This is a genomic window from Ornithinimicrobium sp. F0845, from assembly GCF_023015765.1.
Taxonomy (GTDB): domain Bacteria; phylum Actinomycetota; class Actinomycetes; order Actinomycetales; family Dermatophilaceae; genus Ornithinicoccus.
On sequence record NZ_JALKAL010000004.1, the window covers coordinates 114,503 to 132,726 of the forward strand.

At 71.6% G+C, this 18,224-nt stretch carries 16 protein-coding genes; 2 read left to right on the plus strand and 14 right to left on the minus strand.

The features are described 5' to 3' along the window. Positions 1-33: 33 nt before the first annotated feature. From MWU75_RS07960 to MWU75_RS19890, 3 genes are all read right to left on the minus strand, one after another. Positions 34-1,950 carry a TOMM precursor leader peptide-binding protein gene (locus MWU75_RS07960; protein WP_247089474.1) on the minus strand — a complete coding sequence of 639 codons (1,917 nt, stop codon included), beginning with the start codon at positions 1,948-1,950 and terminating at the stop codon, positions 34-36. 409 nt (positions 1,951-2,359) lie between these two features. Beyond that, positions 2,360-2,569 carry a thiazolylpeptide-type bacteriocin gene (locus MWU75_RS07965; RefSeq protein WP_143781999.1) on the minus strand — a complete coding sequence of 70 codons (210 nt, stop codon included), beginning with the start codon at positions 2,567-2,569 and terminating at the stop codon, positions 2,360-2,362. 46 nt (positions 2,570-2,615) lie between these two features. Then, on the minus strand, positions 2,616-2,741 hold the full coding sequence (locus MWU75_RS19890) for a hypothetical protein (RefSeq protein ID WP_281496988.1): 126 nt from the start codon (positions 2,739-2,741) through the stop codon (positions 2,616-2,618). A 180-nt stretch (positions 2,742-2,921) separates the two neighbouring features. On the opposite strand from MWU75_RS19890, the gene MWU75_RS07970 reads away from it, so the two are divergent. Then, the gene (locus tag MWU75_RS07970; RefSeq protein ID WP_247089475.1) at positions 2,922-3,065 is read left to right on the plus strand and encodes a hypothetical protein; all 144 of its coding nucleotides are present in this window, start codon (positions 2,922-2,924) and stop codon (positions 3,063-3,065) included. A 15-nt stretch (positions 3,066-3,080) separates the two neighbouring features. Here the strand turns inward: MWU75_RS07970 and MWU75_RS07975 are convergent, their stop codons facing one another. The 11 genes from MWU75_RS07975 to MWU75_RS08025 form a co-directional block, all read right to left on the minus strand. Further along, positions 3,081-5,282, minus strand: coding sequence for a YcaO-like family protein (locus MWU75_RS07975; RefSeq protein ID WP_247089476.1), 2,202 nt, complete (start codon positions 5,280-5,282; stop codon positions 3,081-3,083). 234 nt (positions 5,283-5,516) lie between these two features. Further along, on the minus strand, positions 5,517-6,644 hold the full coding sequence (locus MWU75_RS07980; RefSeq protein WP_247089477.1) for a P1 family peptidase: 1,128 nt from the start codon (positions 6,642-6,644) through the stop codon (positions 5,517-5,519). A 5-nt stretch (positions 6,645-6,649) separates the two neighbouring features. Further along, positions 6,650-7,630, minus strand: a complete 981-nt coding sequence (locus MWU75_RS07985; RefSeq protein ID WP_247089478.1) for a thioredoxin domain-containing protein — start codon at positions 7,628-7,630, stop codon at positions 6,650-6,652. A gap of 166 nt (positions 7,631-7,796) precedes the next feature. After that, on the minus strand, positions 7,797-8,987 hold the full coding sequence (locus tag MWU75_RS07990) for a M20 family metallopeptidase (RefSeq protein WP_247089479.1): 1,191 nt from the start codon (positions 8,985-8,987) through the stop codon (positions 7,797-7,799). After that, positions 8,968-10,032 (minus strand): ATP-binding cassette domain-containing protein, encoded by a 1,065-nt coding sequence (locus tag MWU75_RS07995; RefSeq protein ID WP_247089480.1) that lies wholly within the window; start codon positions 10,030-10,032, stop codon positions 8,968-8,970. Before MWU75_RS07995 ends, MWU75_RS07990 begins: the two co-directional genes overlap by 20 nt. Continuing rightward, positions 10,025-11,083, minus strand: a complete 1,059-nt coding sequence (locus MWU75_RS08000; protein ID WP_247089481.1) for an ABC transporter ATP-binding protein — start codon at positions 11,081-11,083, stop codon at positions 10,025-10,027. Before MWU75_RS08000 ends, MWU75_RS07995 begins: the two co-directional genes overlap by 8 nt. After that, on the minus strand, positions 11,080-11,898 hold the full coding sequence (locus MWU75_RS08005) for an ABC transporter permease (RefSeq protein ID WP_247089482.1): 819 nt from the start codon (positions 11,896-11,898) through the stop codon (positions 11,080-11,082). Before MWU75_RS08005 ends, MWU75_RS08000 begins: the two co-directional genes overlap by 4 nt. A gap of 70 nt (positions 11,899-11,968) precedes the next feature. Continuing rightward, positions 11,969-12,919: an ABC transporter permease gene (locus tag MWU75_RS08010; protein ID WP_247089483.1), complete on the minus strand. Its 951-nt coding sequence runs from the start codon at positions 12,917-12,919 to the stop codon at positions 11,969-11,971. 16 nt (positions 12,920-12,935) lie between these two features. Further along, a complete protein-coding gene (locus MWU75_RS08015) occupies positions 12,936-14,480 on the minus strand; it encodes an ABC transporter substrate-binding protein (RefSeq protein WP_247089484.1) in 1,545 nt (514 codons plus the stop codon). Positions 14,481-14,784: 304 nt separating this feature from the next. Beyond that, positions 14,785-15,606 carry an ABC transporter permease gene (locus MWU75_RS08020; RefSeq protein ID WP_247089486.1) on the minus strand — a complete coding sequence of 274 codons (822 nt, stop codon included), beginning with the start codon at positions 15,604-15,606 and terminating at the stop codon, positions 14,785-14,787. Continuing rightward, positions 15,603-16,502 (minus strand): ATP-binding cassette domain-containing protein, encoded by a 900-nt coding sequence (locus MWU75_RS08025; protein ID WP_247089488.1) that lies wholly within the window; start codon positions 16,500-16,502, stop codon positions 15,603-15,605. Before MWU75_RS08025 ends, MWU75_RS08020 begins: the two co-directional genes overlap by 4 nt. Before the next feature lie 143 nt (positions 16,503-16,645). Here MWU75_RS08025 and MWU75_RS08030 point away from each other — a divergent pair, with 143 nt between their 5' ends. Then, on the plus strand, positions 16,646-17,839 hold the full coding sequence (locus MWU75_RS08030; protein WP_247089490.1) for a histidine kinase: 1,194 nt from the start codon (positions 16,646-16,648) through the stop codon (positions 17,837-17,839). Positions 17,840-18,224 lie beyond the last annotated feature (385 nt).

Below are 18,224 nucleotides of genomic sequence, written 5' to 3' on the forward strand. Positions count from 1 at the left end.
GGGTCGCGGTGCGCTGCGGTGCTGGCGGGTGCATCACGGGAACGGGTGGGGGTGCATGTTGAGGTCGTCGGCGGTGAGCTCGGTGTCCCGCCAGCCCGCGGCCACCGGGGCGACCCGCAGGCGGCGCATCGACAGGGCCCGCTGCATGGTCCAGCCGAAGTCGATCGGGATGAGCCCGGGCACGATGGTGGAGACGGTCGTCAGGCCGACCGCGCGCTGCTCGGGTGAGGTCTGGTCAGCCACCAGCACGTCGTGCCCGCGAGCGGTGATGGCGTCGACGACAGCCTGCAGGTCGTCGGTGAGGTCACCGGTGCGGGGACGCTCACGCTCCCACCCGGCATACAGGTCCTCGAGGGGTTGGGGCGCGCGGTCCTGCTTCAGCAGGAAGTCCGCGTGCCGGGCCATCTCCGGGACGCCGTAGAGCAGGGCGTGGTGCTTGAGCTCCTGGACGACGAGGTAGTCCTCCTGCATCTCCCGGACCAGGTCGATGTGCTCGGCGACCCGCTCGGGGAAGCTGGGGACGTAGGAGGCGATCTCACACAGGGCCGCGCGGACGGCGTCCTCGGGGTCCAGCCCTGCACCGGCGGCGAAGGAGAGGGTGCCGAGTCCGCCGTCGCGGCGGACGGCGACCCCCGTCACGCAGGGCACCGGCAGGTCTATCCGGTTGTCGAACATCCGCACGTCGTAGCCCATGAGGGAGAGGCGGTCGATCATCATCCGGATCTGCGGTGACCGGCAGGTCGAGGTGTCGATCTCCGGCAACGGGGCCTTGCCGTACCAGGCGTTGAGGAAGGCGTCGCGCTCGAGCAGCTCCAGCAGCCCGTAGAGGGTGGCCTCCTCGCGGCTGCCGCCGGTGGCGCACCCGTTGGAGCACTCCTGGATGAAGTTGGTCGCCGGGTCGTTGATCAGGTAGTAGACGAAGGCGTGCGGCACCAGCACCTGGCGGTCGTCGCGCAGGCTGTGCGCCCAGACCCACGGGATCGGCAGGTCGTCGCGGAACCGGGTGAACCGGGGCCCGATGAGCTCGTAGAAGACGTCGGGGTAGAGCTCCACGGCGCGCGGGTCGAGGGCGTGGTCCCGGACGTTGTCGTAGGTGTCCACGACGGCCGGGCGGATCCGCCTCTCCCGGAGCCCCGAGTGGCGCTCCAGCCCCTCGAGTATGCCGAGGATCTGGCTGTCGGCGAAGTTGTCGGCGTGCCCGCTCCAGAAGAACTCGTGCAGATGGTAGTCGCCGCGGATCCGCGTGTAGCCGGTGACGGGCGCGGTGGTGGTCGAGTCGTAGGCCCGGCCGGCGACCGTGCCGAGCATCCCGCAGATCGGGTTGGCGTAGGTGTCGGGGTCGAGGGGGTAGTCGTGGATCCTCCGCACGCGGGTCGCGTCCGGGGTCGGCTTGGGCTGGGGGGTCAGCACCAGGGCCGCGGCCTGGGCGGTGTCGTCCTCCCGCAGGTCGCACAGCGGACAGTCCGCGTCGGCGGTCAGCGGGTAGCGCGTCACCGCCCCGACGTCGAGCCGCACGTGGAAGACCTGGGTGAGGCCGGCCTCAGTGGTGGGCCACTCGGCACCCGCCAGGCTCTCCAGGGTCGACTCCACCAGCGACCGGCCGAACCCGGCCAGGAACGGGGCCGCACCGGCCGCCTCCATGGGGTCACCGAGCTCCAGGGCATTGCGCTCGTCCTCGCCGCGCAGCAGCTGCCAGCGCCGTTCCAGGCAGTGGAAGCACCCGCCGGTGCCGGGCACCGGTGCGGTGAAGGGGACCAGGAGCACCGAGCTGGCCCGGACGAGCGCCACGACGTCGGGGGTCTGTGCCCCAAGGCGCGCGCCCCGCTCCCGTCCCACGTCGGGTGGGAGCACGTTGACGGTGCCCAGCGTGTCGAAACTGACGCGTCGGCCGCCGATCAGGGCGCCGGTCGCCTCCGCGGGTGCGGCCTCGGAGGTGGCTATGGCGGACATGTGGTTCCCTTCGCTGGTCTGAACGGGTGGTGAGGTGCTCTGTGGGTGCGGTGCGCTGGTGGGAGCTGCGGTGGTGGAGAGGTGATGGGGAGTGCGGTGGTGGGAGCTGTGGTGGTGCGACTCCCCGGCGGTGTTCCCGGACACCGCCGGGGAGCGATCAACCGGTGCGGCTCAAGCGCAGCTGCTGGTCGAGCCGCAGCTGCACGACGTGCTCGTCGTGCTGCCGCAGCTGGAGCTGGACGTGGAGCAGCAGCTGGAGGTGCTGCACGAACTCCACACCGCCATGTCCTCCGCGACCTCGGTGAGCTCAAGGACCTCGAAGGTCTCGCACTCCAGGGCCGCGATCTCGGTGGTCAGCTGGGTGTTCATCGGTACTCCTCCTCTCGGGACGGTCGGTGAACAGGGCTGCTCACGCGCAGCTGCTCGTGGAGCCGCAGGAGCAGCTCGTGCACCCGCAGCAGCTCGACGTGGAGCAGCTGCAGCAGGACGTCGTGGAGCAGGCACAGGACGAGGTGCTGGTGGCACCGTCCATGTCCTGCGAGGCGTCGGCGATGTCGATGACCTCGAAGGTCTCGACCTCGAGCTCCTTGAGCTCACGCCCCAGGCTGTTGATGGACATACTGGTTCTCCTTCACATATGTGGCCCGGCGTGGTCCACGCCGGGGTCAAGCGCAGAACGGACCCGGGTCGGGGACCCGGATCCGTGACATCAGGCGCAGCTCGCGCAGCTGCAGGAGCAGGTGCTGCTGCAGCTGGAGCTGGACGTGGAACAGCAGCTCGAGGTGCTGCACGAGCTCCAGGCCGCCATGTCTTCGGCAACCTCGGCGAGCTCGAGGACCTCGAAGGTCTCGGCCTCCAGCCGCGCCAGCTCCTCACTCGGGAAACGCGTGGTCATGCTGTCTCCGTTTCTCTTCGTGCGGACGGTTTAGGCGCAGCTGCTGGTCGAGGCACAGCTGCAGGAGCAGCTGGACGTGCTGCCGCAGCTGGAACTGGACGTGGAGCAGCAGCTCGAGGTGGAGCAGGAGCTCCAGGCCGCCATGTCCTCGGCAACCTCCGTGAGTTCGAGGACCTCGAAGGTCTCGGCCTCCAACGACGCGATCTCGGTAGTCAGATAGGGGTCCATGGTGTGTTCACCTCCTCCCGGGGTGGGTCGGTCCGTCGTCAGACGCCAGAGGAGCGTCCTCACCAGAGGGTCCGGAGGCTGTGGTCAAGAGGACCCGAGCGGTCCGGATGCCGCCCTGTGCAAGATCGGGAAGGCCGGTGTCCACCACCAGGACGTCGGTGCCAGCGCCGAGCGCGGCCATCATCGACGTCACCGGCTGGCGGTCGGCCGTGGCGGGGCGACTGCGGCCCGACAGCGGCAGCCCCCGTGGGTCGAGGTCGGCCAACGGACCCACCTCCGTGGTCGCCGGACCGTCGGTCTGGACCCGGCCCACCAGCGACACGAGCGCGTCGATCACGGCCAGTTCGAGCGACGCCCCGGTGGCCAGGGCGACGACCGGCTCACCGTCGCGCTCGGCGAAGGCGATGACCGTGCCGCCACAGCCGGGCAGGGACACGTCGACCAGGACGGGTTCCAGACCGAGCGTGCCGCAGGTGTCGACGAGGAAGCGCAGCACCGTGCCCGGCTCGGCCTCCTGCACCTCAAGGGTGTCCAGCGGAGAGCCGTCGCGCAGGGCCGTGAGGACCGCCCGGAAGGTGATGGCCGAGAAGAGGCCGGCGATGGCTGCGTCCGCGGGGCTGGCTCCGGCGCCGGCGCCCACCGTGCTGCGCAGCACCCACTGGTCGTCGTTGGCCGCGGAGAACGGGTAGGCGGCGGCGACCGGGATCCGGCGCCGGTCCCCCGACACCAGGCTGGTCGCCCACACGCCCGCGCCGCCAGCGTCCTTCCCACCGCCCGCGTCGTTCGCCGCGCCCGTGCCGGCCGCGTCCTTCCCACGGCCGGGCACCACCCCGCTCCACACGTCGAGCGCGCTGGCGGGGACATCCACCTGCTCGAGGAGGTCGCGAGCCGTCTCGGGACCCCAGGTGTCGACATACTGCAGAGCGGCCTCGCAGAGCGCACGGAAGCGGGCCTGGAGCGGGGTGCGCGTGTGATAGCCGGTGATGGTCCGCCGGGCGGGGGCCGAGCCGTCCCGGCCGGCGAGGCCACCGACCTCGACGCGCCCCACCTTGAGCGGGGACTGGTCGATCTCGAGGTCCGTGAACTGGCGGAAGACCCCGGTGTGGTGGCGCACCAGGTCGAGGTAGCCGTCAGCCTGCTCGTGCAGCGCCTGCGACTCCACCTCGGCCTCCGGGTCCAGGAAGACGTCCAGCTCCGCGCGTAGCTCCTCGCCGGGCGCCGACTCGACGCGGCCGGCGGCCCGCGGGTCGCTGGGGTGTCCCAGCAACGGCTCCTTCACGATGTCGAGGGTCTCGACGTTCTGCACGACGACGGCGTCCCGGGTCTCGGGGTCGAGGCACCCGGTCAGCAGGCGGAAGACCTCGAAGCCGATCAGCGTGCCCAGCATCGAGGCGTGCTGGGCGACCGGAACGGGGCGGGCGGCCGAGGGCGCTCCGGCGAGGCGGCGCCAGAAGTCGGCGCTCTCGTCTGCGTCCAGGCCGGCCGCGAGGCGGGCGATGAGGGAGTCCACGCCGGCAGCGCCCCCGGTGTCCAGGAGGGGACCGACGAAGACGCGGCCCCCGACGGTGACTGCGGGGATGACGGGGACGCCCGCCTCCGCCGCCACCCGCGCCAGGCTCCGCACCCCGTCCAGGCCGATGGCATCGCCGAGGGCGACGACCACGTCTGCGGAGAGGTCCCCGGCCTGCGTCGGCAGGTGGTCGGTGAGCGTCGCGGACTCCAGCCCGTTGTCGGCCAGGATGCGCGCGGTCGACTCGGCGAGCGGCCCGGACCCCAGGATCAGCACCGTGGCGGCACGGAACTGCTCGAAGCGCCGCACGGGGGCGTCGACGTAGTGCCGGATGAACTCGATCTGGTGGGCGAACGGGTGCTCCAGCACGGCCTCGCCCAGCTCCTCGGGGACGCTGTCCCGGGCGAAGTCTCGCTCCAGCAGCACCTTGACCAGCGAGGTCAGCATCTGCTGCTGCGCCTCCGGCAGCGAGCTGCGGAGGTCTCCGACGGTGAGCGAGCCGTCCAGGTGCGGGGCCAGGACGGACAGCCACCGGTAGATGCTGCTGCCCCGCATGACGAAGGCGTCGTCCGCGTGCCGGATGAAGACGCCCTGGCCGGTGTCGGCATACAGGACGTCCCGGCGCAGCAGCGGCCGGACGTCGTCCAGCACGCCCGTGGTGTCCTCGTCCTGGATGGTCTGCGACGTGTGCGTCGACATGGCGTCCTTCCCAAGAGCCGATCCCGTGGGACCCACCTGATTGGTCGGCCCGTGGGATCGACAGTAGGAACGGCGCGTGGCCCCGGGCAACGGATTCCGGGGTCCACAACGTGCCGTGTCACTGTTGGGACAGGGTGCCGCCGCGGCGGCCGTGGAGAGCTCAGTTGGTCGTGCCGCCTCCGGATGTAGGCGGTGACGCCGCCTCCGGATGTAGGCGGTCGCGCCGCCTCCGGCTCAGTCAGTCGTGACCGCGCTCGGGAACGCCTCGGTGTAGGACCGCCACGTGCCAGCCTGCGTCTGACAGCCCTCGGCGGCGAGGACCGCCCGGACGATGGCCCGGGTCACGGTCCGCGCCGCCACGGTGAGCAGGCCGTGGAAGGCGATCGGGTCCGGCGCCGGCCGCGTGCCGGTCGCGACGGTGAACAGGGTGTCGCCGTCGAACATCGTGTGCACCGGGTCGATCGCCCGGGCCATCCCGTCGTGCCCGATGCCAGCGACCTTGGTGGCCTGCGCCTTGGTCAGCGTCGCGTCGGTCGCGATCACCCCGATCGTGGTGGCCAGCACCTTGGGCACCAACCCGGCCGGTTCGATCCGGGCCGCCCGCGCGCGGGCGGCCTCCAGCTCCGCGGGGTCCGGTCGGCGGAGTCCGTATGCCGTGCGCTCGCCCAGGACGTCGAGGTCACCCTCGAGCAGGGCCCGGGCTCCGACCAGCTCGCCGGTGCGCAGGTCCAGCACGTGACCACCGGGATTGGCGACGACCAGGGCGGCGACCGTCGTGCCGTCGGGCAGGACCGCGCTGGCCGAGCCGACGCCGCCCTTGAGTCCACCGCACTCCGCGCCGGTCCCCGCACCGACGCAGCCCAGCTCGGGGGCGTCGCCCGAGGCGGCAGCGGCAGCCGCCGCCCCGAACGAGGCGTCCGGGGTCGCGGCGAAGTCACCACCCCTCCCCAGGTCGAAGATCACCGCCGCGGGCACGATCGGGACCACCTGCCCGGGCTCGGGGCCGGCGGGGAAACCGGTCCCCTCGTCATACAGATGACGCATGACGCCGTCCGCGGCGGCCAGGCCGAAGGCGCTCCCCCCGCTGAGCACCACGGCATGGACGCGATCCACCTGGTTGAGCGGGTCGAGCAGGTCGGTCTCACGCGTGCCCGGTCCACCGCCGCGCACATCGACGCCGCCGACCGCACCCTCCGGCGGCGCCAGCACCACCGTCGTGCCGGTCAGCCAGCCGTCACCGCGGCGATCGTGCTGTCCCACGCGGATGCCGGGGACGTCCACGATCGAGTTGGTCGGCCCCGGCCGGACCTGGGGGTCCAGCGCCCACACCGGGTCGGGGTCCGTCGTGCCGTCGCCAGCCATCCCATTCACTCCTGCACCACGGCCAGCTCCTGGGCCACAGCCTGGCGGAAGACCTGCTCCGGCTGCGCCCCCACCAGCGCGACCGTGTTGACCAGGAAGGTCGGCGTGGACCGCACGCCGAGGGAGTCCCCCTCGGCCATGTCGGCCTCCATGGCCGCACGCAGCTCCGCGGAGTCCAGGTCGGCCTCGAACTGCGCCAGGTCGGGTACGCCGATCTCCTCGGCGAGGCCGAGCAGCTTCTCGCGCGGCATGTCCGGGTGGCCGCTGGCGGGCGCCGCGGCGAAGACCGCGTCGTGGTACTCCCAGTACAGCCCCTGCTCCCCCGCCGCCCGGGCCGCGAGCGCCGTCGCCTCGGAGTCCTCGCCGAACAGGATGCGGTCGCGGAACTCCAGGCGCACCGTGCCGTCGTCGATCAGGTCCTGCAGGGCCGGCTGGACGTCCCGGCCCCACGACGCGCAGAACGGGCAGCGGTAGTCGGCGTACTCGATGATCACCACCGGTGCGTCCACGTCACCCTTGGCGAGGGGGTCATCGGCCTCCCGGCGCGGCAGGTCGAGCAGGAACTGGCGCTGCTCGTCGGAGATCGTGGGCTCCGCGGCCTCCTGCTCGGCCGGGGCCGTCTCGTCCGGGGCCGCGGCATCGCTCGTGGCCTCGGTCGGGTCGGCGGCCTCGGTCGCCGGCTCAGCCGGCTCCCCCTGCTCGCTCTCCCCCTGCCCGGCCTCGTCCTGCCCTGTCTCGTCCTGCCCGGCCTCGTCCTCGGAGTCCTGCGTGGCCACGGGCGCAGCGTCGGCGGGGCCGTCGTCCTGCGTCATCGCGGTGTAGATGAGGAAGCCGCCGACCAGCGCGACGACGATCGTGGCGACCGCCCACATGATGCTGGCGGTGCTGCTCCTGGGCCGGGCCGACTGCCCGGACTGCTGCGGGATGGGTGCGATGGGGGCGCTGGACGGGTTCCCCTCCGGCCCCTGCCCCGAGGGTGTGCTCACCCGGCCACCATAGCCAGGGCAGTATGCCGTGCTGTCACCCGGCCCGGTATCCCGCACCTCCTCAGCGGAGCGGGGTCTGACCTCTCGCGCTCGTGGGTCATCCTGGTGCACCAGAGCGACCCTCAGCTTCCCCACGCCGCTACGGCACCCGGCCGGCCGGGGCCCTTCAGCTCGTCAGGAACCGCCGCGCCGTCTCGGCATAGACCCGGGCGGCCTGGATGATCTCCTGCACCTCGACATACTCATCGGCCTGGTGGGCGATCCACTTGCCGCCGGGTCCGTAGACCACCGTCGGGATGCCCGCGTCCCGGGTCAGGATCGTGCCGTCCGTCGCGCCCGGCACCCCGCCGTAGACCGCCGGCTGACCGGTCACCGCCTCATGCGCGGCGGCGAGCGCCACGATGGCCGGGTGGTCGACCGGAGTGTCGACCGCCGGCCGATCGTCGACGACCTCCACGCTGGCGACGACACCGGTCGGCTCGCCGCAGGTCCCGGCCAGCGCGGTGATCGCGCCGATGAGCTCCACGTGGTCGACGCCCGGGATCGTCCGGATGTCCAGGCACACCACGGCACGCGCCGGGATGACGTTGATCTGGTCGGTGTCGCCGCCGAGGACGACGGTCGGGGTGAGGTAGTTCTGTCCCAGGTGCTCGTGCTCGCCGTGGCGTTGCAGGAGCTCGTCCTGCAGGTCGGCCACGGCGCGGATGAGGTCGGCGGCCACGGGCAGCGGGTTGCGCGCGTGCTGCGGCATCGCGCCGTGCGCCATCGCGCCCTCGAAGCGCACGAGCAGCCGCACCGCTCCCTTGGAGACGGCACAGATCTCCCCGGCCTCGGGCTCGCAGCAGATCGCGGCGTCGACCTCCGCGGCCAGCGGGGTCCGCGCGAAGGCCTTCGCGCCCAGCATCAGGCCCTCCTCGTCGACCAGGGCGCCGAGCACCAGGCGGCCCGGGAACGGACCGGCGTCGCACAGCGCCCTGGCCGCGTAGATCATCGCGGCGACGCCCGCCTTCATGTCGGCGCTGCCCCGCCCCCGGAGCCGGCCGTCCACGATGTCGCCGGCATAGGGGTCGAAGCTCCACGCCGTGAGGTCGCCCTCGGTGACCACGTCGGTGTGCCCCTCGAGCATCAGGGTCGGCCCCGGACCTCCGCCCCCCTCGATGACCGCCACGACGTTGGGACGACCCGGCGCCACCTCGGTCACCACCGGGTCCCAGCCGAACTGCCGCATCCGCTCCTCCACGAGCAGCGCCGCGGGCAGCTCGGCCGTCCCGGCCTCGGGGTCGTTGACCGACCGGATCCGGACCAGCTCCTGGGTGAAGGCCACCACACCGGCCTCGTCAACGGTCAGCTCGGTCACTCGTTCCTCCTGTGTCGGGTTCCCCTGGCTGGTGTCTGTGCTGGTCGCGGGCATGGTCCTCGGTCGCCGCGTGGCCGCCGTCGGCCCGCGCCCCCTCCTCGGCGAGCCGTTGCGCCGAGTCCTCGTCCGTGGCCCCCTCGGCGACCAGCGCAGCCCGGGTGCGGGCGGCCAGCTCGGCGGCGGACCGTCCGGCGAGCGCCTCGCTCAACCGCGGGACGGACGCCAGCAGCTGCCGGGTGTAGGGATGCTGCGGGTCGGTGTAGACCTGCTCGGTCGGCCCCACCTCGACGATCTCCCCGGCGCGCATCACGGCGATCCGGTCGCACACGTGCCGCACCACCGACAGGTCGTGCGAGACGAACACGAGCGTCAGGTCGAAGCCCTCGACCACCTCGTCGATCAGGTTGAGCACCTGGGCGCGGACCGAGACGTCCAGGGCGCTGACCGGCTCGTCGGCGACCAGGATGTGCGGGTCCGGCGCGAGGGCCCTCGCGACCGAGATCCGTTGCCGTTGACCGCCGCTGAACTGGTGCGGGAAGCGCCGGGCGGCGTCGGTCGACAGACCCACCCGCTCCAGCAACTCGTCCACCCTGCTTCCTCGTGGGATGCCCTGTGCGACAAGAGGCTCGGCGATGATCTCGCGAATTCGCATGCGCGGGTCGAGGGAGCTCATCGGGTCCTGGAAGACCAGCTGCAACCGCCTCCGCAGCCACCCCAGCTGCCGCGGCGACCGGTCGTGGATCGGCTGCCCCTCGATGAGGACCTCACCGGAGGTCGGCCGGTCCAGGCCGCTGATCATCCGCAGCAGCGTTGACTTGCCCGACCCGGACTCCCCGACCAGACCGAACCGCTCACCAGCCAGTATGTCGAGGCTCACGTCCCGCACCGCGTGCACCACGGCCGGTGGCCGGGTGAGCGAGGTGCGGGGCCGGCGGAACTCCCGGTTCACCGCGCGCAGGCTGATGGCCACCTCCCGACCGGGCGCGTCGTGCGGCGCGGTTCGACCTCCGTCCAGCGCGTCCTGTGGCGTGCCGTCGTCACTCATCGCTCTCACCCCCGACCGGGTGGAAGCAGGCGTAGCCCGCCGCGCGCTCGCCCGCCGAATGGTCGCCGCGCGGCGTCCAGGGCGGCAGCGTCTCGCAGACCGAGGTGGCGAAGTCGCACCGGTTGCGGAAGACGCACCCGTCGGGGAAGCGGCCGGCGGCGGGGACGTTGCCGCGGATCGTGTCGAGCGGCTCGCGCTGGCCCCGAGCCCTGGCACGGTCCAGGTCGCTGGCCGCGACCAGCCCCTGGGTGTAGCGGTGCTGCGGGTCACCCAGCACCTGGGTGACCGGACCCGCCTCGACGATGCGCCCGCCATACATCACGAGCACCCGCTCACAGACCGTGGCGACGACCGCGAGGTCGTGGGTGATGAACAGCATCGCGGCGTCACGCTCCTCGACGCCGGTGACGATGAGGTCGAGCACGAGGGCCTGCACCGTGACGTCCAGGGCGGTCGTCGGCTCGTCGCAGACCAGCAGAAGCGGGTCGTTGGCCAGCGCGATCGCCGCGACCACGCGCTGACGCTGCCCGCCCGAGAGCTGGTGCGGATAGGACCTGGCCACCGCGTCGGCGTCGGGCAGCCCGACCTGGGCAAGCAGCTCGACGGCCCGGCGTGCCGCCGCGGTGCGCGAGGCCGTGCCGTGCAGGGTCATGACCTCGGCGACCTGCTTGCCGACCTTCATCGTGGGGTTGAGCGCGGTCATCGGCTCCTGGAAGACCATCGCCATCCGGTCTCCGCGCAGGTGGCTCATCCGGCGCTCGGAGGCACCGAGCAGCTCCTTCTCCTGGCCCGCCAGGTGCACCTGGCCGGTCGCGGTCAACCCCTCCGCGAGCAGACCCATGACCGCCAGCGCGGTGAGCGACTTGCCGGAGCCGGACTCGCCGATCAGGCCGACCCGTTCGCCCCGCTGGATCGAGAAGGTGACGTCGTGCAGCAGCTGGGTCGACCCCGCGTGCACGTCGAGCCCGGCCACGGTCAGGACGGTCTCGGCGCTGCCCGACGCGCTCGGCCCGGGTTGGGGGGCGCCGCCCGCCCCTGAGTGCGTGCTCATCGGCCCTCCAGCTTCGGGTCGAGGTAGTCGCGCAGGCCGTCGCCGAACAGGTTGAAGCCGAGCACCGCGAGCGCGATGGCCGCGCCGGGGATGATCGCCAGGTGGGGCGCGCGGTGCAGGACGTTCTGGGACTCCAGCAGCATCCGGCCCCAGGACGGCTCGCCGGTGGGGGTGCCCAGTCCCAGGTACGACAGGGCCGCCTCGGCCAGGATCGCGATGGCGAAGGAGACCGACGCCTGCACGATGACCAGCCCGACCACGTTCGGCAGGACGTGCTGCCAGGCGATCGCGAACGGGCCGCGACCGGCGACCCGGGCGGCCGCGACATACTCGGTGTTGACCACCTGCAGGGCCCCGGACCGGACGATCCGCGCGAAGGCGGGGATGGTGGCGATGCCGATCGCGACCATCGCCACGAACGTGCCGCCGCCGTAGAGCGCGGAGAACATGATCGCCAGCAGCAGCGCCGGGAACGCGAGCAGGATGTCGTTGCCACGCATGATGAGCTGGCCGAACCAGCCGGGGGACATCGCGGCCAGTATGCCGATCGGCACCCCGATCACCGCGGCCACCGCCACGGCGACGAGGCCGACGAACAGGGTGGTCCGGGCGCCGAGCAGGATCTGCGTGAGCACGTCGCGGGAGGAGCGGTCCGTCCCCAGCCAGTGCTCGGCGTTGGGGGTCTGCTCCTTGGGGACGGGGAGGTACTTGAACTCGTACGGCGTCCAGACGTAGGAGATCAGCGCCATCGCGACCACGAGCAGGACGAGGGCGCCGCCGATGAGCAGCGGCGCGTTGAGGCGACGGCCGCTCACAGCGAATCCTCGATGAGCTCCGCGGACCGCTCCGGGCCTCGCAAGCTCGTGTCCTCGCCGGTCCTGTCGCTCATCGTGCACCCGTCCGCAGCCGCGGGTCGATCAGCAGGTAGAGCACGTCGACCAGGAAGTTGATGATGAGCACGGCGGCGACCAGGACCATCACCACGGTCTGCACGGTGACCAGTTCGCGCGCGGAGACCGAGTCGAGCAGGAAGGTGCCGAGGCCGGGGATGACGAAGACCCGTTCGACGACTACCGCGCCGATGAGCAGCGTCGCCAGCTGCAGACCGAGGACGGTCACGATCGGCACCGAGGCGTTGCGCAGCCCGTGCCGGGTCAGCGCCTGCATCGGCCGCAGGCCCTTGGCCCGGGCGGTGCGCAGGTAGTCCTCGCGCAGCACGTCGAGCACCGCGGAGCGGACATAGCGGGACAGCACCGAGGCCTGCACGAGGGCCAGCGACAGCGCCGGCAGCACCAGCTTGCTGAGGAAGTCCACAGGGTCCTCCGCCGGCGGGGTCCAGCCGCCGGAGGGGAACCACCCGAACCTCTTGGAGAAGTAGGTGATGAGGATGATGCCGGCCAGGAACGCCGGGATGGCGACGCCGATCTGCGAGATCCCCGAGAGCACGACCCCGTCGGCGTGGCGGTGCCGGACCGCCATCCAGGTGCCCACCGGCAGCGCGATGAGCAGGGCCAGCACCATCGAGGTCACCACCAGCCAGGCGGTGACCGCCACGCGGTCGACGAGCTGCGGCGCGATCGGGGCCTTGCTGACCCACTCCACGCCCAGGTCGAGCGTGACCATCCCGCTGGCCCAGTCGGCATACTGCACGAGCAGGGGCCGGTTGAGGCCGAACTGTTCGCGCATCGCCTCCACGGACTCGGCGGAGGAGTTCATGCCCAGGGCGACCCGGGCCGGGTCGCCCGGCAGCACCTGCATGAACGCGAAGACCAGCACCGAGGCCACCACGAGGCTGGCCAGCAGCACCAGGAAGCGTTGCGCCAGACGGAGGAGCACCGGGGTCAGGCTCCCGTCAGCCGCGCGCGAGGTTGGCCAGGTCGAAGGACTCGGTGATGGCGTTCTGCGGGAGGCCGGTGATGTCCGGGTCGGCCACGATCAGGTTGGGCAGCAGGAAGAGGAAGTCGGAGGCGGCGTCCTGCGAGATCAACGCGGCTGCCTCCTTCATCTTCTCGACCTGGACCTCCTCGCTGCCCGTGTCGGCCTCCTCCAGCAGCGCGCGCAGCTCGGGGGTGCCGTAGCGGATGTAGTAGTCGGGGTTGCCGAAGACGTTGCCGAGGTCGCGGGGCTCCACGTGGGCCACGATCGACATCTCGTAGTCGGCGTTGGTGAAGACGTCCTCGACCCACGCGGCCGGGAACTCCAGGTCGTCGATGGTGACGTCGAAGCCGACCTCCTCCAGCATGGTCTCCACGACCGGCGCGCACGCGGTGGCGTAGGGCAGCGTCGGGATCCGCAGCCGGACCTGCACGCCCTCGGCCTCCGCCTCGGCCATCAGCGCCTTGGCGGCCTCGACGTCATAGGGGTAGTCGCCGGTGCGGTCCTCGTACCACGGGTCGGTGGGCGGGACCATCGAGCCGATCAGGGTGCCGCGGCCGTCCCAGCAGGTGTCCAGCAGGGCCTGGTGGTCTATCGCGTGGCGCGCGGCCTGGCGCACCTTGAGGTCGTTAAACGGCTCCGTCTCGTTGTTGAAGCTCAGGACCACCTCGCCGTTGGTCGTGCCCTCGATGATCTGGAAGTCGCCGTCCTCGAACTCGCTCAGCGCCTCGGGGGCCTGCACCGTGCCGACCACGTCGATGCCATCGGTGAGCATCGCGTTGTTCAGCGCGGTCGCGTCGGTGAAGTAGGACAGCACGACCTGGTCGAAGTAGGGCTCCTCGCCCCAGTAGTCGCTGTTGCGCTGCAGCGAGATCGAGGTGCCGCGGTTCCACTCGCCGAAGGTGTAGGGGCCGGTGCCGATCGGCCGCGTGGCGAGCTCGTCGACGCTGTTGGAGTCGAAGATCGCCCCCACGCGGGTGGTCAGGCTGTAGAGGAAGGTGTTGCTCGGCGCGGTCAGCGTGACGACCACCTCGGTGTCGCTGGAGGCCTCGACCGTGTCGATGATGTCGAACTGGCTCTTCAGGCTCACCGTCCAGTCGTTCGTGACCGCCTCGAAGGATGAGACGACGTCCTCGGCGGTGAACGTCTCGCCGTTGCTGAAGGTCACGCCCTCCTGGAGGGTGAAGGTGTAGGTCAGGCCGTCGTCGCTCACCGTGTATTCCGAGGCGAGCGCCGGCACCATCTCACCGTTCTGGTCGATCTTGACCAGCGTCTCGTAGACGTTGTAGAGCAGGGCCTGGGGGATCGCCGCACCGTCGGTGGTGGTGAAGTCGAGGCTGGCGGGCTCGGCGACCAGGCCGATGCGCACGGTGTCCTCGCCGGCGGGGGCCGCGGTGCCGTCCGCCGTGCTGTCGCCCCCGTCGGTCGGGTCCGGGTCGTCGCTGGTGGAGCCCGCATTGCAGGCCGTCAGCAGGAAGGTGAGCGAGAGGGCGGCTGCGAACGCCCTGGTGCGTGACGTCATACGAGGAGGCCTTCCTGGGATGCCTGCGCCCGGGTCCTCGGGCGCAGCTCAAGCACTGGTCCCGGCCAACTCTGCCGCATGCCGCCCGCGCACGACCATCCGGGTGCGCAACCGATACGGAGTCGTTATCCGATGGTCACCCACGATCCGCGAGTATGCCGACGGGTCGGGTCTCCCTGTCCGGCACCGGGATCATGGGGTCGCGACCCGGGTGCTCGACCTCCGGGCACAGGAAAGCGTCAGCGGAGCCTGCCCCAGGCTCCGCTGACGCCTTTCCCCTGCCGGGTGCGGGACTACGCGCGGGTCACTTGACCTCGCGGCGCAGCACGCGCCACACCCCGATGACCAGTGGGACTCCAATCCACAGGGCCACCGATACGGCGAGCTGTCCCCACTGCTCGCCCGTCAACGCTTCCCCCGTGGTCAGGGGAGCGGTCGTCATCGTCAGGTCGATCCACTCGTAGGGCGTCGCCAGCCAGCTGACCAGGCTCATCAGGGGCAGCAGGGTCGGCAGGGCGAAGTAGGCGACGATCGCGGCCGGCGTGCTGAGGAAGGCCAGGCCGAAGGCCAGACCCTGCAGCACGTAGAGGGTCATCATCAGCGTCAGCCCGGCGATCATCCAGCCGTCCACGCCCCAGGGCGTCTCCGCCCCGCGCAGGTCGCCCAGCAGCCGGCCGACGGCCCCCAGCGCGAGGGTCACGACGACCGCGCCCAGCCCGAGCAGGACCGTGCTCGCGATCTTGGCCGCCACGACCCGGCCGCGGCGCGGCTCCAGCGCGAAGGTGGTCATCGCGGTCCGCTGGCTCCACTCCTGGGTCGCGGAGAGGATGCCGAGCACCGGCAGGAAGATCCCGAGCGGGATCCCCGCGGCCGCGAGGTAGTTGCCGTAGCTGTGGTCGCCCTGGTCGACGAAGAGCATGATCGTCATCGCGACGACGATGACGAGGCCCAGGATGATGAGGAACCAGCGCCCGGCCAGGGTGTCGACCTGCTTGCGGGTCTCGACCCGGACCAGCCGGCTGAACGGGACCGCCGTGATCGGGTTGTCCTGGATGGTCGGGAGGTGGAAGCCGGCGCGGGCCGGAGCGGCCTGCGGCGTGGCCTGCAGTTCGGTGGTGGTGCTCATGCTGCCGTCTCCTGTCGTGCGTCGTCGGAGGTGAGGGTGAGGAACATCTCCTCCAGGCCCTGGCTGTCGGCGCCACGCAGCTCGGTGAGCATCAGGCCCGCGGAGAAGGCGATGGAGCCCACGCGGGGGGTCTCCGCCTCCACGCTGAGACCGCCGCCCGGGAGCGCGCTGACCGCGATGCCCTCGGCCACGAGTGCGGCCTCCAGCCGCTGGTCGTCGATGCTCCTGACGAGGGACCCGGAGGGGCGCAGCAGCTCCTCCTTTGTGCCGGAGGCCACGATGCGGCCGCGGCCGATCACCACGATGTCGTCGGCGATCCGCTCGATCTCGTGCAGCAGGTGCGAGGAGAGCAGCACCGTGCCGCCCTCGGCGGCGAACGTACCCAGCAGGTCCCGCATCCAGCGGATCCCGGCGGGGTCCAGCCCGTTGGCCGGCTCGTCGAGGATCAGGACCTTCGGGTCGCCGAGCAGCGCGCTGGCCAGGCCGAGGCGCTGCCGCATGCCCAGGGAGTAGTTGCGGACCCGCCGCTTGGACTCCTTCTGCGTGAGCCCGACGACCTCCAGCATCTGGTCGACGCGGCGGTTGTCGATGCCCAGGGTCATGGCGCCCAGGGCCAGCACCTCACGGCCGGTGCGGCCGGCGTGCTGGGCCGAGGCGTCGAGGAGGACCCCCACGTGCCGCCCCGGGTTGGTGAGCTGTGCGTAGGGCGTGCCGAGCACCGTCGCGGTGCCCGAGGTCGCCGGGGTGAGCCCGGTCATCACGCGCATGGTCGTGGACTTGCCCGCCCCGTTGGGACCGAGGAACCCGGTCACCCGTCCAGCCTCGGCAGTGAACGACACGTCGTCCACGGCGGTGAAGTCCCCGTACTTCGTCACGAGGTTCTGTACCTGAATCATGCCTACCAGTCTGCGGGACCACCGCCCGGCCCCACATCAGTCCGCAGTCTGGACCTGCGTCATACCTTGGTATGCCGTCGGGCCGGCTGGTCACAGACTTTCGCCGCTCCCTGTGGTCCTGCAGGAGGTCCTAGGGTCGGGGTGTGAGACCCGGCCAGCCACCGACCACCCGTTGGGGGGAGACGTGGCGTCTGCTGGTCGCCCTGGCTGTCGGTGCGGTCGTGTGGCTCTCGTCCTGGGCCACGATCGACCTGGAGAACCGGGTCGGCCCCGAGTGGTGGCTGATGAGCGGGGACCTGCTGCTCGGCGTGATCTCGCTCGGGCTGATGCTGCTGCGGCGCCGCTGGCCGGTGCCGATCGCGCTGGCCATCATCGTCCTCTCCTCCGTGTCGACCCTCGCAGCGGGCGCCTGCCTGATCGTCATCATCTCGGTGGCCACCCGGCGGCGCTGGCGGGAGCTGGCGATCATCACGCCGCCGTACCTGGCGACCTCGTTCGTGTGGGACCGCATGTTCACCTCACCGACCTCGGCGACGCTGACGACGACGCTGACCAACGTGACGATCCAGGTGCTGGTCCTGATCGCAGCGTTCGCCATCGGCTACTCGATCGGGGTGCGCCGCGACAACATCGCGGCGCTGCGGGAGCGCGCCGAGGTCGCCGAGCGGGAGCAGGGTCACCGGGTCGAACAGGCGCGGGCGACCGAGCGGGCCCGGATCGCGCGCGAGATGCACGACGTGCTGGCGCACCGGATCAGCCTGATCGCGATGAACGCCGGGGCCATGACCTATCGCGAGGACCTCCCTCCGGAGCAGCTGCGGGAGATCGCGGGCACGGTCCGGGACAACGCCGACCAGGCGGTGCAGGAGCTGCGGGCGGTGCTCGGTGTGCTCCGTGGCAACGACGAGCCCGACCAGCCCCGGGGGCCCCAGCCGGACCTCGCCCAGCTCGGCGCCCTGCTTGACGACGCGCGCGCGGGCGGCACGCCGGTCGTAACCACGCTGCGGGTCGATCCAGCCACGGTGCCGGAGCAGGTCAGCCGGCACGCCTACCGGATCATCCAGGAGGGGCTGACCAACGCCCGCAAGCACGCTCCGGGTCAGCCGGTCACCGTCTCGCTGTCCGGCTCCGCCGGCGTCGGCCTCGACCTCACCGTGGTCAACCAACCCAAGTCGTATGGCGTGACGCCCCAGGGCGACGCAGTCCGGGACAGCGGGTCCGGCATGGGCCTGCTCGGTCTGGCCGAGCGGGCCGTCCTCAGCGGCGGACAGCTGAGCTACGGCACCGACCGGTCGGGCCGCTTCGTCGTGCGCGCCTGGCTCCCGTGGACCTCCTGACACCATTCATCCACCACCACACACCTCGCCACGCCCCCCACCACGACCGGGCGCGTCGCGCTGTGCTCTCCCAGGCCACCGGCCGCGTCGCGCTGTGCTCGCCCCCTGGCGCCGGCCGCGTCGCGTTGCGCTTCCAGACCCGACCGAGTGCGCCGCGTTGCGCTCCCACGGGGTGCAACAGGATGCGCTCAGTCGGGACGGAGGCAGGTGCCGCGCGCGAGATCACTGTGACCTGCAGATTTGGTCACGGGAATTCCGTCGCATACGACGAGAACCGCGCGACGTAAACCACTGTGCATAGCGGCGCACCCGGTCCTGCGCCCGGTCGGGGTGGGCAGCGCGACGCGGCGCGCTCCGTGGGGTCGTGGAGCGCGACGCGGCGCGC